Genomic DNA, 15004 nt, shown 5'->3' with positions numbered 1-15004 from the left:
TAAATAAAAAACACACATAATCCCTGTAAAGGGACGATGTGTGTATATAATCGTGGTACCACCCTAATTACCAACAAAATACGTTGGCATCTTAGATGATTTTAACGGTATCAAACCGTCTGAGCCTACTAGAAAACGTTCGGTCAGAAACTCAGAGGCGTTCTTCACTAACTACATTATATTGGTCTTACACCATCACCAACTCGCTGTATAAGGGATAGATAGTTACTCTTCTCTTCTTCGTCTAATATTTTGTTTTAATATTTATGAGTATAGCAAGTTTATAACTATTTGTCAATATTATAAATTACTTATAATCACTTAATTTTTTTATAGCATCTGTCGTTCTTAATTTATTATTTGTAGATTCAATAATATTGAACTTTACAACTTCAGTGTAGATTAACTCCACAATAAAAATTTGTGACATCTTTGTAGCCATAGATCCGGCCTCTAGTAGAGATTCATCTGAATAATATGAAATAAATAAATCAGATAGTTTGGCTAAAGTAGAGTCTTCATCTCCCAAAATTGAAACGATATTTGCTCCATTATCTTTAGCAATTTTTATTGTATTTATTAATTCACTTGTTTCTCCTGAGTTTGATACTGCAAATACCAAATCCCCTTCTCTAATGATAGATGCCATCATAATCATCATATGGTTATTGTCATAGCTAGAGCAATCAATCCCTATTCTCATAAATTTATAGCTAGAATCAAGGGCTACTATTCCAGAAAAACCTATACCAATAAAGCATACTCTTCTGGCCTTCAAAATATACTTTGCAGCGAGTTCAATCTTACTACTATCTAACATACTTAGAGTTTCATCAAGAACTTTTAAATTTGAAGATACTAATTTTGATGCTGTTTCTACTGCTGGCTCATTTTGTTTTATATTGCTATCTAAGATATTATTTTGTTCCCTGATAGTAATCTCTTTTGCCAAACCAAGCTTGAACTCTTGAAATCCATTGCAACCCAGTTTTTTTACGCATCTTGTGATTGTAGCCTCACCTGTACCTATATTTTTGGCCATACTAGAAATCTGCATGTATGGAACGCTGTCTATATTGTCTAACACATATTTCATAATCAACTTATCTGACTTTGTTGGTCTAAATTTGGGACGGTTTATATTTCCTATAATACTCATTTCTATATCATCTCCATTTGTTTATTCGGAGAAGTTCTCCTTTATTCTTACAGGTTTACTAAAACCAGAAATTTGACCCTCTTCATTTACAGCAACAACATAGAAATTATAATTAATCACATTATCATCTACTTTTATAGTAGTACTATTTTTTTCTATATTCTTTGCCACAAGCTTATAGCCAGGCTCTTTTAATTCCATATTCTTATAATATATTCTGTAAGTATATTTTTTATTATCTATTGGACTCCATCTAAAAGAAATTGTACTATTTTCTCTATCGGTTCTATACTTTATATTATTTACATGATTCTTTTGGAAGTCATTTGTACTTTTATTATTAATTCTTATTGTATTACTCTTCTTTGTTTCTTCAGTTCCATTATATCCAACTACATAGACTTGGAAATCATATGAATTAGAATTTTCTTTATCTAGATCCAACTTTAAAAGTTCAGAAACTCTCTTTCCATTTGAAACGAAATTTTCATTTGTTTTAATAGTTGTAAATAGAGAAAAATCTTCATCAGAGGCATCTTTAACATATATTCTATAATTATCGACCCTTTCGTTATAATCCCATCCTAGCTCTAGATCTATTTCATCCTTTTTCTTTTCAAATATATATTGAAGATTCTCAATTTCAATATTTTTGAAAGATCTAGGTTTTACCTCTACACTAGTTTTTTCACTTTTTTCACCTGAAGAGACTTCAACCAAATAAGTTCCCACTCTATTGGCTTTAATATTTCCATCTTTATCTACAGTTATTCCTAAGTTATCCTCAAGACCGCTATCTCCGAAATGTACAAGTTTGTTTTCATCATATTTATTTTCATCAAACTTTTTGTAATTATCATTTCCTAAAATTTTATATTTAATATCAGATTTTGATCCTTCAGGACTAGTGCTAATCTGTGGATGCAACTGCATACTTTGCCCCTCTTCAAGGCTGTATATTTTGTCAATATTGAGGGCATCTACTCTAGGAAGTATATTAAAGCTGGTCTGAACTTCTTTTCGATCATACCTACTGATCAGTTTTGCTTCTCCGACTCCCACAGCCTCAACTGTATCGCCACTAATTTTAAGTATATTAGGATCTGTTGTTGAGTAGTTAAGTTTATAACCTTTTTCCAATTTTTTATAATCATCAATATTTACTGTACTTGCAATTTTTGCCTCATCACCATAATACTTAAGCCTATTGTTGACAGCGGTTTCCATATTATTTATAGTTGGATTAACCACCATAATAGTAGTTTTTTTAAGAACTCTATTCTTGTTTAATATACCAATAGATGAAATCCCCTCTTTATTAGCTATTAAGGTATCTCCCTCTACTGACAAAACACCACTGTCATCAAGCACAACAAATTTCAAAGTAGGTTCTTTGGAAAAAGTTGGTACAACAATATAATCCCCTGCTGATAGACCAACTTTATCCCCCACTTTGATAACATATTTATTTATATTTGTGATAAATGTACCGCCTAGTATATGTACATCTAGACCTTTTACCATCGGACTTATATATCCAAACTTGAGACCCGAATATAAAGTTCCTAAAATTAGTGGAATAGCGATTATCATTCCGATTTTCTTTTTATTCATAATATCACCGCTCCATTTTAGGTACATTCTTTCTTTTTATATTATCAAATATTTATTTTATTATTTTGCTTCATCTACAAAATATCTCTTATACCAAACTAAAAATACAAGTATAGTATATATTTTTCTAGCATTATTAGTTACATCATTATAATGATCATCTAACAATTGATTTATCTTTTGCTTATCAAAGAACTGATCTACAAAGTCTGCATTGAAATATTCCTTAACATAATTGTAATGTTTTTCTTCTCTAAACCATAGCTTGATAGGTACTGGGAATCCCTTTTTCTTTCTTTTGTACCAATCTTCTGGAAGTTTATTTTCAGCAGCTTTTCTAAGAATATATTTAGTAGTACCGTGACTAATTTTTTGGTCAGAGCCTATTTCTTCTCCAACTTTCATAACTTCTTTATCTAAAAATGGTACTCTTAACTCAAGTGAATGAGCCATACTCATCTTATCTGCTTTTTGAAGTATATCGCCTTCCATAAATAGCTTTATATCTATCATTTGCTTCTTTGTGACGTCATCTTTTCCCTTTACCATATCATATACTGGCTGAGTTATCTGTCTAATAGTTCTTGAGTTTTGATAGTTAGGATTTAATATATCCTTTGCTTCATCCTCACCAAAAATAACAGCTTCTCCAATAAATGTTTCTTCTACAGGTCTACCAGCTCTTAACAATGTAGTCTTACCATGGAACTCAGGAAGGTGTCTCGCAATAGCCGCTGCTCCCTTTAACATAAATGGAGGAAGTTTTTTTAACTTCTTTTGACCTTCATCTAAATCATACCATTCATATCCACCAAATATTTCGTCTGCTCCTTCTCCCGATAGAACTACTGTTACATCGTGATCTCTTGCTAGCTTTGATAAGAAGTAAAGAGGAAGTGTTGATGGATTTGATTGAGGCTCATCCATATGATATTGTATATCTGATAACTTGCCTAAACAATCTTCACCTGTAATTGTTTCTCTTACATTTTCTATTCCTAATATTTTAGAAAGTTCTGCTGCCAAGTTTGATTCATCAAACTTATCTTGTTCAAATCCTATTGAAAAAGTCTTGTCCGGCATCAAACAAGCTGTTATATAACTAGAATCTATACCACCTGATAAAAATGAACCTATTGGAACATCAGCATGATTGTGTACTTTCACAGATTCTTCTACTACTGCTTCTATTTTTGCAATATTTTCTTCAACTGTATTATGTTTATCATCAAAGTTTATATCCCAATACTTCTTTATTTCCATTTTTCCATCTTGATAAGTGAAAAAGTGACCAGGTCTAAGTCTTTGTACTCCCTTAAAGAAAGTTTCATCTGGTTGAGATGAATATTGGAATGTCATATAAGGTTTTAATGCCTTTTCATTGACCTCTTTAACAAAGTTTGGATGATCCAAAAAGCTTTTTATTTCAGAAGCTATCATTAAAGATTTCTTTCCGTTTTGATCGTATTCATAGAAATAATATGGCTTAATTCCAAAATGATCTCTTGCTCCAAAAGCCTTTTTTTCAGCCTTATCCCAAATACAAAAAGCAAACATACCTCTAAGTTTGTCTACTAATTTTTCACCATATTCAGCATATCCATGAATCAAAACTTCACTATCAGTATTGCTATGGAACTTATATCCCTTAGCTATTAATTCTTCCTTTATTTCTAGATAGTTATATATTTCTCCATTAAATACTAATACTAAATTTTCATCCTCACTATATAATGGTTGACAGCCTGCTTCAGATAGATCAAGTATACTTAATCTCCTAAATCCTAAAGCTGCATTATCATCATAAAATTTGCCCCCCATATCAGGGCCTCTATGGATTATTCTATCCATCATTTTATCTAAGATAACATCTTTATTTTCATTGTTATCAAAAAATCCAACAAATCCGCACATATTCTCTATCCTTTCCTATTTATAATTAGTTTTATTTTTTTTAAACTTAAAATATATAATAAACAATATATTTTCTCACATTTTATAATATCATAAAATTATAACACATTCAATAACACTATTAGAAAAAGCACCCAAGATCCATTATATGGATTTGAGTGCTTTTGTATTTTGATATTAAGTACAAATACCCGAAAGTATCAAATCATCCTCTCATCTATATAGTAATAGTAACTTTAGTAAAGATCTAAACTTCCAGATGGATGGAATACATATACTTCGCTAGTATTTTTATCTACGAAAAGACCTAAATCAGTTGAAACGTCTGGTACAAATACATATCCTTCATGACCTTTTTCTTTTAAAACATTAAAAGTATTTTCATCACCCATGTATCCATATTCTTGGTTACTATTATTATTTTCTTTGTTTAATAACTCAAGAGCTTCTTCTTTATTTAAAACTTTTCTATTTTTATTTTCAACATTAACATTTGAGTTTTTATTCTCTATATTATTGCTATTGTTATTAGAATTATTGTAAGTGTTTTGTTCTTTCTGTGTAACATTATCGCCTACATAATCATTATTAGCTTTTATATTCTTCTTATTTGATGATTTCTTATATTGTTCGTTAGTATTAGCTGCATTAACAACTTTTTCTTCAGAAGAATTGTCATTACTTACATTATTTCTAACTGTATTTACAGACTCATCTGTATCTTTAGCAATATTAGAGTTATAATCTATATTGCTATCATCTTTTGTTGCTTCTGATTTATCAATGTTTTTTTCCACTGCATTTTTGTTAGTAGCGTACATAACATCTGGTAACTCATCTTTTGTTTGTTGACCTTCTAGTGCAAAAGTTAAAGGACTTATAGATAACGCCCCTGCTAGTATAAACACTATTGCAAATAAATTCTTCTTCATAATATCACTCCCTTATCGATTTAATTTATCTTATACCTATATGATACCACATAAATAGGTTTTTAATCGATTACAAGGTCGTTAATATATTTACAGAATTATTACAAAAATTTAAAAGACTTATATTTTCCAAAAATACAGGCTTAAAAACAACATTTTTTAAGGTTTTATTTTATATTATTTTATTTAAAAAGATAAATCGTATCCTTTTAAAAAGTCAGAAAGTTTCGAATATATTTTCTCGCAGCCCGATTCTACATCTGATTCAATATTTAAAACAAGAAGTGGTTCATGAAGGGATACCCTTAATAAAAACCATCCTTTTTCATCTTCAGAGTTGCAATTGATTCTTACACCTTCATAGTTTTTCTCAACTCTACTCCAGTTAGAAACATTTGCTGAATGTAACTTTAGATCATCAAGAATCTTATCTGCATAGTCCTTGAAATCTTCTTTATTAATCTTTATTCTATATTCACTATTTTCTTTTGCTTCTTTTAATCCATCTATTATATCTGCAATATCTTTTCCCTGTTTGTGAAAAATAGCTGCCTCCATAAGTATCTTTGATACCAAGTAGGCTCCATCATCAAGAAAATAATTTTCTTTAAGTGCTGCATGTCCAGAGGTTTCTATAGCTAGATACGATTCTATTCCTTCATTATTAAGTCGAATAGATTCATTTATAACATTTTTATAACCTCTTTTAAATCTATGATGTATACCACCATTTTCATCTATAAATTCTGCAAGCCCATCAGAAGTAACAGAGTCTGTTACTATAGTACTTCCAGGATGTTCCTTTAGAATTATCTTTGATATAAGTGCAATTAATGCATTTTTATTGATTGGCTTTCCATTAGAGCCAACTATTGCAGCTCTATCAACATCAGTGTCAAAAATTATACCCATATCTGCCTTATTTTTTAATGTCGTATCTATGATACTTTTCATTGCTTCTTTATTTTCTGGATTTGGTATGTGATTTGGAAACATTCCATCAGGATCTAAGAACTGGCTTCCCTGTGTATTTGCACCTAATTCTTCGAGAACTTTATTGGCAAAAAATCCACCAGAACCATTACCAGCATCAACAACAATCTTCATACCATCAAGTGGCTTGTCGAAATTTTCTTTAGAGTTAACCCCTTCTTTTATTTTATTTACAAGCACATTAGAATAATCATTTATTAAATTCTTTTCTGTTTTTTGTCCTTGAACAGTGCTTGATATAAAGTTTTCTTCCGTACTTATATCCAATAAATCCTTAAGATCTGACTTTTCTAGGCAACCTTCACTTGTAAACATCTTCATACCATTATATATGTATGGCATGTGACTTGCGGTAAACATTATTGCACCATCACATGTGTATCCATCCATTATTGTAGACATAAACATAGCAGGTGTTGTTGCAAGACCACAATCTACTACATCAACTCCGAGATTTTTAAATGTTTCTACACACGCTTCTCTAAGTATTGGACCTGTTATTCTTGAATCCATACCTATAGCTATTTTTAGTTTACTTTTTTTCAATTTATCTGTAAGCCATGTTGCAAATCCAGAAGCTATAGCCTGTACATCTTCTGTATTTAAAGTAATTTCCAAGTCGCTATTTTCATCCTTATATGCGACTCCTCTTATATCTGTTCCATTTTGTAATCTATATAGTTTGTCCATTAATAAATTCCTTCTTTTTTATATTTTATATCATATATAATTATATATACAAATTGTGTCAATCTTTTAAATAAAAAATTTAAAATGCCAATCTATAAAATATATTTATTATATATTTAATGAGGCTTTTTCAGCATCTTTATTGAAAGCTTCTATTCCTCTATCTGTTAGTGGATGATTTATCATTTGCATTATCACCTTATATGGTACTGTGGCAATATCTGCTCCCATTTTAGCTGATTCTATAACATGTAGAGGATTTCTTACACTTGCCACTATAATCTCTGTTGGTATGTAATTTGTTGCAAATATTTCAGATATATCACTTATCAATGATAATCCATCAAAAGAAATATCATCTAATCTTCCTACAAACGGACTTACATACGAAGCCCCAGCTCTTGCAGCTAGAAGTGCCTGACTTGCTGAGAATATAAGCGTAACATTAGTCTTTATTCCTCTTTCAGAAAGTATTTTAACTGCCTTTAATCCTTCTGCACACATAGGTATTTTTACCACTATATTATCATGAATATCAGCAAGTTTTTGAGCTTCTTCTATCATTTTCTCATGATTCATGCTTAATACTTCAGCACTTATAGGACCATCTACTATGCTAACTATTTCATTTACAACTTCTGTAAAATCTCTTCCTTCTTTGGCTATCAAAGATGGATTTGTAGTTACACCACAGATAACTCCCAATTCATTTGCTTCCTTTATTTCTTCTATGTTTGCCGTATCAATAAAAAACTTCATAACATAACCTCCTAAAAATTTAAATTCAACTATCTATTAATTTTAATTATTTAAATCTAATCATTTTATCCTTAAGAGACTTTATACAAGCAAGAGATTCTACTCTAACACCCTTCTCTTGAAGTATTTGGCTACCATCTTGATATGATTTTTCTATTACTATTCCAACGCCTACTAAGTTGGCACCTGCTTGGTTAATAATATCAGTCATACCTAAAACAGCTCCACCTTTGGCAAGAAAATCATCAACGATCAGTACATTTTCTCCTTCAGACATATATCTCTTAGACACCATAATCTCGTATTCTTTATCTTTTGTAAAAGAGTATACTTTTGATCTATATATATCAGCATCTAAATTTCTAGATTCCTGTTTCTTTGCAAATACTACTGGTACATTTCCAAAATACTGAGCAGCTATTACTGCAATGGCAATACCTGACGCCTCTACTGTAAGTATCTTATCAACTTTTACATCAGAAAATCTTCTCTTAAATTCTTTTCCTATTTCATTTAAAAGAGGAACATCTATTTGATGGTTCAAAAAGCTATCGACCTTTAACACTTCTTCATTATTAACTGTTCCATCAGTTAATATTTTATTCTTTAATAATTCCATAAAATTCCCTTTCAATTATAAATAAATGATATAAACTAAAAAAATAATCCATATATTAAAACTCTATTTTCTATTATATATCATAAATAGGCGTTTTTCCATATCTTTATTAGCAAAGCTTAGTATTTAAGTCCGCATTTGCACGAATTTATAAATTTTTATACTTTTTAGTGGACAATTCATTAATTTAGTGCTAAAATTTTCTTTAACTGTTTATACATTATAAAAATTTAAAGTTTAAATTCGATATGATGTAAAATACGTATAATTTGGTTAAAAGGAGATGAATTTAATGGCTTTTTACTTTGATACTCCATCAAGAACATTTAGTGAGTATTTATTGGTTCCAGGCTATTCATCTGCTGAGTGTATCCCAGCAAATGTTAGTTTGGAAACTCCAGTTGTAAAATTTAAGAAGGGTGAAGAACCAGAGATAAAGATGTATATACCACTAGTGTCTGCAGTAATGCAGGCGGTATCTGACGACAAAATGGCTGTCGCACTTGCAAAAGAAGGTGGTATTTCTTTCGTTTATGGTTCACAATCAATAGAAAATCAGGCTGCTATGATTGCGAAAGTAAAATCTCATAAGGCAGGGTTTGTAGTAAGTGATTCAAATCTTACTCCAGAAAACACTTTAAGTGATATTTTGGATTTAAAGGATAGAACAGGTCATTCTACAGTTGCAATAACAGATGACGGAACAAGTAATGGTAAGTTACTAGGTATAGTTGCTAGTCGTGATTATAGAGTTAGTAGAATGGACCCTGATACTAAGGTTCGTAATTTTATGACACCTATTGAAAAAATTATATTTGCACCAAAGGATGTAACTCTAAAGGAAGCAAATAATATAATATGGGATAACAAATTAAATTCACTTCCAATATTGGATGATGAAGGAAAGTTGTTATACATGGTATTTAGAAAAGATTATGATTCACACAAGGAAAATCCAAATGAGCTTCATGATAAATTAAAAAGATACGTGGTAGGTGCTGGTATCAACACTAGAGACCATCAAGAAAGAATTCCTGCCCTACTAGAGGCTGGAGCTGATATACTTTGTATAGACTCTTCAGAAGGTTTCTCAGAATGGCAAGCTAGAACAATTGCATGGGTAAGAGAAAACTATGGTGAAACTGTAAAAATCGGTGCTGGTAATGTTGTAGACAGAGAAGGATTTAGATTCTTAGCTGAAGCAGGTGCTGATTTTATCAAGGTTGGTATAGGTGGTGGATCTATCTGTATCACAAGAGAACAAAAGGGAATTGGTCGTGGACAGGCAACATCAATTATAGATGTGGCTAGAGCTAGAGATGAATACTTTGAAGAAACTGGTATTTATGTGCCTATTTGTTCTGATGGTGGTATAGTATATGATCATCATATTACACTTGCACTTGCAATGGGATCTGACTTTGTAATGTTGGGAAGATATTTCTCAAGATTTGATGAATCACCAACAAACAAAGTAAATATCAACGGCGCTTACATGAAGGAATATTGGGGCGAAGGTTCTGCAAGAGCTAGAAACTGGCAGAGATATGATCTTGGTGGAGATAAGAAACTTTCTTTTGAAGAAGGTGTTGACTCTTATGTTCCATATGCAGGTTCATTAAAGGACAATGTAAATATGACTTTATCTAAGGTTAAATCAACTATGTGTAACTGTGGTTCTCTATCAATACCAGATCTACAGAAAAACGCAAAGCTTACTTTAGTATCTTCAACTTCAATAGTAGAAGGTGGAGCTCATGATGTCGTTCTTAAGGATAATAAAAACTTATAATATTTAATTTGTTATATAATAAAAACAGACCGTGAATTTCACAGTCTGTTTTTTATTTATATTGCTTATTATATTTTCTATACCTATTGAATATAATTACTCTATTTATACAATCTATAATCGCAATCATAATATAGTTTATAAATATAATTTATAAAAATTACTCAAATGGATTTTCCAATTTGGCAATATCTACCAACTCAAGAAAAGAATATCTTCCACCGAGCTTACTTATCTCTAAATATCTATTCCATGCATCTTCTCTATCAACCTTCATCAAATCATGAAATTGAAGTGCACATATCTGAGCCAAAACATAATCTATATAATAAAAGGGATTCTTAAAAATATGTCCTTGCCTAAACCAGAATCCACCTCTTTCAAGAAATTCTAAATCAGAATACTCTCTATGAGGTAGATATATTTTTTCTAAATTTCTCCATATTTCTTTTCTTCTAGATGGACTATACTCTGGGTGAGCATATATTTCATGTTGGAAATGATCAACCAAAGCTCCATAAGGTAGAAATTTGATAGCTGAATCATAGTGGTATTTCTTATATTTTTCTGTATCTTCAGCAAAAAATAAATCCATCCAAGGGTATGTAAAAAATTCCATACTCATCGAAAAAATTTCGCAACTATCTAAGGTTGGAAAGACTAATTCAGGCATTTCTTCTCCACGCGACATATATACTTGAAAGGCATGACCAGCCTCGTGTGTAAGTACATCTACATCATCCACCGTACCATTGAAGTTTCCAAATATAAACGGTTCATTATAATCATATACTATGCTACAATAGCCCCCCATTGCTTTTGCCTGTCTGGCTTCTACATCAAATAAATTGTTTTTTAAAAGAAAATTAATAAATTCATCAGTCTCTTTTGACATCTCAGAATACATTTTTCTTCCTTGCTCCATTATATAATTTCCATCTCCAACTACCTTTGCATTTCCATCCAAAAACTCCAATTGTTCATCATAATAAGTCATTTTATTTACATTTATTCTATCCGCTTGTTGTCTGTAAAGTTCATTTGCAAGGGGAACGTATTTTTTTATTACATTTTCCCTTAAATTACTAACCATCTTTGCATTATAATCGGTTCTATTCATTAAAAGATAGCCAAGTTCAATAAAATTATCAAATCCCATTTTTTTGGCCATTTTATCCCTATTTTTTACAAGTTTATCAAATAATTCATCAAATTTTTCTTCATTGTCTTCAAAAAACTTTGTATGTGCTTTAATTGCATTTTTTCTTATATTTTCATCATTAGAACTTGTATATATAGACATGTCTGAAAGGTTGCATACTCTATTGTCGAAATCTATTTTAGCAGATGCTAAAAGTGAAGTGTATTCGGACATCAACAGGTTTTCTTCTTGAAGATCCACTATAATTTCTTTTGAAAATGAATCTAAAAGCGTTTTTATGTATCTATAAAACTGTTCACCAAATTCATTTTTAAGTTCTTCTTCAAAATTGCTATTTAAAAGTACTCTATAAAAATCAATATCTAAATCAGAAAATAAGGGTGAATACTCATCCCAATATTTTTTTTCAGCTTTATAAAATTCATCATTTGTATTTATAGAAAATCTGATACTTGCTACTGTGTTCATCGTAAGCACTGTTTTTCTATAAACATTTAACTTTCTAATGAGGCTTTTTACCCTTGAAAAATCAGTACTGTTTTCTATTTTATGTAATATTTTCATATATTGTTTTCTTATATATTCATAATTGACTCTCTCATACTCTATATCATTAAAATTCATTTTTTCCTCCACATATATTTAATTAAATTCAAATAAATTATATATCAAATCATGATTTTTATCAAATTTTTATTATATTTTATAGTAAATATTAATACTTTATCTTAATTTTATTGAATATATAATAAAATTAAGATATAATATATATGTCATGACACAGGTATATTCAAATATAAACTAGGAGGCAATTATGTCTGAAAAACGCAATAATTTAGCCTGGAAATTTTTCCATAGATATTTTATAGTAGGATTAAATGGTATGGCTCTAGGGCTATTCTGTACACTTATTATAGGACTTATTATTAAACAAATAGGAATGAGTTTATCAGGACCAATATCTATATTTTTAATAGCATCTGCAAGCGTAGCAACTTCACTTACTGGACCAGTGATAGGAATAGGAGTGGCTCATGCTCTAGATTCTCCAAGATTAGTTATTTTGGCATCTGGAGTGACTGGATTTATCGGTGCATTTGGTTCAGCTTTTGCTAGTGGAAAGATTGTTTCTGACACAGGTCAATTAATAGTGTCTGGACCAGGAGATCCTTTAGGAGCTTTTATAGCAGTAGTAATTGCTGCAGAGATAGGTAGATTGGTATCTGGTAAAACAAAAATCGATATACTTGTTACACCTTTTGTAACAATTATAGTGGGAGCTTTGGTATCATACTTTATAGGACCATACCTATTTAAAGGTATGCAGGCATTGGGTAATTTTATTCAGGTATCAACAGAACTACAACCATTTCTAATGGGAATTATAGTATCTGTAGTAATGGGTATGGTTCTTACTCTACCCATCAGTTCAGCCGCTCTTTCAATAATTCTTGGGCTGGGAGGTATAGCTTCTGGTGCAGCTACTGTAGGTTGTAGTGCTCAAATGATCGGATTTGCAGTTATAAGTTTTAAGGAAAATGGATGGAACGGTTTGTTCGCCCAAGGGATAGGTACCTCCATGTTACAGGTACCAAATATTATGAGAAAGCCAACCATATGGATCCCTCCTATAGTTGCTAGTGCAATCTTAGGTCCAGTTGCAACTGTTATATGTAAAATGGAAAATAATGCCGCTGGGGGTGGAATGGGAACTTCAGGGCTGGTAGGACAGTTGATGACTTGGCAGACTATGTCTACTAATACAAATCATACAGTTTTAATTGTTGAAATTATTTTACTTCATTTTTTACTTCCTGCCATTATTTCTTTATTCGTAGCTAGATTAATGAAGAAAAAGGGACTAATTAAGGATAGTGATTATAAGCTAGAGTTATAATCTTTAATAGTAATATTTTACATAATTCAATCAATTTTTTCCACATAAAAAAAGTCTACTAAAATTTTAGTAGACTTTTTTTTATCTATCAATTTCTGATTTAAATGGCGTATCTCTATATAACTGAGCTTTATATACATGTTCTTTTATGTACCCTAGTTCATACATTTTGTAAAGAACTACCGCCTGTCTTTTCTTTGCCTGTTCATAATCCTGATATACTCCAGGATTATTTGTTATACCAGCTAACATAGTGCTCTGTCCAAATGTAAGATTTGAAACATCTTTTCCAAAATATAGTTGAGATCCTGCCTGAACTCCATATGCAGATTTACCCAAATATATATTATTTAGATATGCCTCTAATATCTCATCCTTAGTCATAATTTTATTTAACATTTTTGCATTATACATATCCTGAATCTTTCTTTTCATTGTTCTTTCATTATTGGTCAAAAGATTCTTAGATAACTGCATGTCTATTGTACTTCCACCTTGAGTAGAATCACTCGTCAAATTATTTACAAATGACCTAATTAAAGATCTATTATCAACTCCACCATGCTTATAAAACCTCTGATCTTCTATTGAAATAACAGCATTTCGGAGGGTTTTAGGAATTTTCGAAAGAGGAACAGGGTCCTTATTTATATAGCTTTCATGAACCATTTTTTTAGTTAAAACTGGCATGTCACTTACTACACTTCTAACATATAAAAAGCTAGCAGAACCTCCAATCAAAAATATTACTAAAAGCACAATCAAAAGCTTTTTTACTATTCTTCTAAATAAAGAAGATCTTTCGCTAGCATTTGATTCATCATAATCATCATATTCTTCATATTCTTCATCATGAGAATAGTGTTGTCTTCTACCATCATGATTTGATTTAAACTGTATAATATTATCGCTTTTTTTCTTAGCTTTTTGAATGCTATCCTTATCAAATTTTTTAGGTTTTTTTGATTTATACTGCACAGCTTCCCTAGATCCAGATTCAGAACCACTGCTGACCTGTTTTTTTATTCTTATTTTACTTTTTTTATTAACACTTGATTCTTCTACTTTCTCTTTAGAGCTAGATTGAGATGTTCTTGCTCTTTTGGGATTGTACATTTTTAAATCATCATCACTATTTTTGTAAGAAGATTCTCTTATTATCTTTTTTCGTGATTCTTGAGTTGATCTTCTTGGATTATACATCTTAATGTCATTATTTCTATCAAAATCATCAAACTCTCTATAATTTGAATCCCCATCAATATCATATCTATTTGGATATTTATTTTTTTTCAAATTTTCATTGGATTTACTTCTTCTTTTTTCAGATTCCAAATTATCTGAAGGAACTTTAGAATCACCCGAGGAAATAGCTCTTCGTCTTATTTTATTTTTATCTTTATTATCTGACATACTACCTCCAATAAATTATTTTGTATATAAATTATCATCTTAAAAACATTATATCCTATC

The 15004-nt window shown here is 30.5% G+C and carries 11 protein-coding genes and 1 other annotated feature; of the genes, 2 read left to right on the top strand and 9 right to left on the bottom strand.

Annotated elements, in window-relative coordinates:
• Window positions 1-26 precede the first annotated feature (26 nt).
• Window positions 27-250, bottom strand: a binding site (T-box leader).
• A 57-nt stretch (window positions 251-307) separates the two neighbouring features.
• The 7 genes from RR561_RS03610 to RR561_RS03580 all read right to left on the bottom strand — a co-directional run bounded on the left by RR561_RS03610 (window position 308) and on the right by RR561_RS03580 (window position 8680).
• On the bottom strand, window positions 308-1159 hold the full coding sequence (locus RR561_RS03610) for a MurR/RpiR family transcriptional regulator (protein ID WP_332506066.1): 852 nt from the start codon (window positions 1157-1159) through the stop codon (window positions 308-310).
• Window positions 1160-1180: 21 nt separating this feature from the next.
• The gene (locus RR561_RS03605) at window positions 1181-2773 is read right to left on the bottom strand and encodes a hypothetical protein (RefSeq protein WP_332506065.1); all 1593 of its coding nucleotides are present in this window, start codon (window positions 2771-2773) and stop codon (window positions 1181-1183) included.
• Window positions 2774-2833: 60 nt separating this feature from the next.
• Window positions 2834-4687, bottom strand: a complete 1854-nt coding sequence (asnB, locus tag RR561_RS03600; RefSeq protein ID WP_332506064.1) for an asparagine synthase (glutamine-hydrolyzing) — start codon at window positions 4685-4687, stop codon at window positions 2834-2836.
• Window positions 4688-4923: 236 nt separating this feature from the next.
• Entirely contained in the window at window positions 4924-5619 is a 696-nt protein-coding gene (locus tag RR561_RS03595) for a hypothetical protein (protein ID WP_332506063.1), read from the bottom strand.
• 186 nt (window positions 5620-5805) lie between these two features.
• Window positions 5806-7302 carry a hypothetical protein gene (locus tag RR561_RS03590; RefSeq protein ID WP_332506062.1) on the bottom strand — a complete coding sequence of 499 codons (1497 nt, stop codon included), beginning with the start codon at window positions 7300-7302 and terminating at the stop codon, window positions 5806-5808.
• Window positions 7303-7410: 108 nt separating this feature from the next.
• The gene (gene fsa, locus RR561_RS03585; RefSeq protein ID WP_332506061.1) at window positions 7411-8061 is read right to left on the bottom strand and encodes a fructose-6-phosphate aldolase; all 651 of its coding nucleotides are present in this window, start codon (window positions 8059-8061) and stop codon (window positions 7411-7413) included.
• Between the two features lie 46 nt (window positions 8062-8107).
• Window positions 8108-8680 carry a xanthine phosphoribosyltransferase gene (locus RR561_RS03580; protein WP_332506060.1) on the bottom strand — a complete coding sequence of 191 codons (573 nt, stop codon included), beginning with the start codon at window positions 8678-8680 and terminating at the stop codon, window positions 8108-8110.
• 292 nt (window positions 8681-8972) lie between these two features.
• Here RR561_RS03580 and RR561_RS03575 point away from each other — a divergent pair, with 292 nt between their 5' ends.
• Entirely contained in the window at window positions 8973-10472 is a 1500-nt protein-coding gene (locus tag RR561_RS03575; protein ID WP_332506059.1) for an IMP dehydrogenase, read from the top strand.
• Window positions 10473-10632: 160 nt separating this feature from the next.
• Here the strand turns inward: RR561_RS03575 and RR561_RS03570 are convergent, their stop codons facing one another.
• Window positions 10633-12258, bottom strand: a complete 1626-nt coding sequence (locus tag RR561_RS03570) for a M3 family oligoendopeptidase (RefSeq protein ID WP_332506058.1) — start codon at window positions 12256-12258, stop codon at window positions 10633-10635.
• 190 nt (window positions 12259-12448) lie between these two features.
• On the opposite strand from RR561_RS03570, the gene RR561_RS03565 reads away from it, so the two are divergent.
• The gene (locus tag RR561_RS03565; RefSeq protein WP_332506057.1) at window positions 12449-13531 is read left to right on the top strand and encodes a PTS transporter subunit IIC; all 1083 of its coding nucleotides are present in this window, start codon (window positions 12449-12451) and stop codon (window positions 13529-13531) included.
• Window positions 13532-13612: 81 nt separating this feature from the next.
• On the opposite strand, the gene RR561_RS03560 is transcribed toward RR561_RS03565, so the two are convergent.
• Window positions 13613-14944, bottom strand: coding sequence for a biosynthetic peptidoglycan transglycosylase (locus tag RR561_RS03560; RefSeq protein ID WP_332506056.1), 1332 nt, complete (start codon window positions 14942-14944; stop codon window positions 13613-13615).
• Window positions 14945-15004: the final 60 nt, after the last annotated feature.

The sequence above is a fragment of the Peptostreptococcus sp. genome (genome assembly GCF_036639115.1).
Lineage (GTDB): Bacteria > Bacillota > Clostridia > Peptostreptococcales > Peptostreptococcaceae > Peptostreptococcus.
Note: the sequence above shows the minus strand (reverse complement) of the source record. Positions and strands in the feature narration are given on the sequence as shown.

What these genes read in the sequence shown, in the direction of transcription:
- RR561_RS03580 (WP_332506060.1), bottom strand. Translation starts at nt 8,680, where the DNA reads ATGGAATTATTAAAGAATAAAATATTAACTGATGGAACAGTTAATAAT.
- RR561_RS03595 (WP_332506063.1), bottom strand. Translation starts at nt 5,619, where the DNA reads ATGAAGAAGAATTTATTTGCAATAGTGTTTATACTAGCAGGGGCGTTA.
- asnB (WP_332506064.1), bottom strand. Translation starts at nt 4,687, where the DNA reads ATGTGCGGATTTGTTGGATTTTTTGATAACAATGAAAATAAAGATGTT.
- RR561_RS03570 (WP_332506058.1), bottom strand. Translation starts at nt 12,258, where the DNA reads ATGAATTTTAATGATATAGAGTATGAGAGAGTCAATTATGAATATATA.
- RR561_RS03590 (WP_332506062.1), bottom strand. Translation starts at nt 7,302, where the DNA reads ATGGACAAACTATATAGATTACAAAATGGAACAGATATAAGAGGAGTC.
- RR561_RS03560 (WP_332506056.1), bottom strand. Translation starts at nt 14,944, where the DNA reads ATGTCAGATAATAAAGATAAAAATAAAATAAGACGAAGAGCTATTTCC.
- RR561_RS03575 (WP_332506059.1), top strand. Translation starts at nt 8,973, where the DNA reads ATGGCTTTTTACTTTGATACTCCATCAAGAACATTTAGTGAGTATTTA.
- RR561_RS03605 (WP_332506065.1), bottom strand. Translation starts at nt 2,773, where the DNA reads ATGAATAAAAAGAAAATCGGAATGATAATCGCTATTCCACTAATTTTA.
- RR561_RS03610 (WP_332506066.1), bottom strand. Translation starts at nt 1,159, where the DNA reads ATGAGTATTATAGGAAATATAAACCGTCCCAAATTTAGACCAACAAAG.
- RR561_RS03565 (WP_332506057.1), top strand. Translation starts at nt 12,449, where the DNA reads ATGTCTGAAAAACGCAATAATTTAGCCTGGAAATTTTTCCATAGATAT.
- fsa (WP_332506061.1), bottom strand. Translation starts at nt 8,061, where the DNA reads ATGAAGTTTTTTATTGATACGGCAAACATAGAAGAAATAAAGGAAGCA.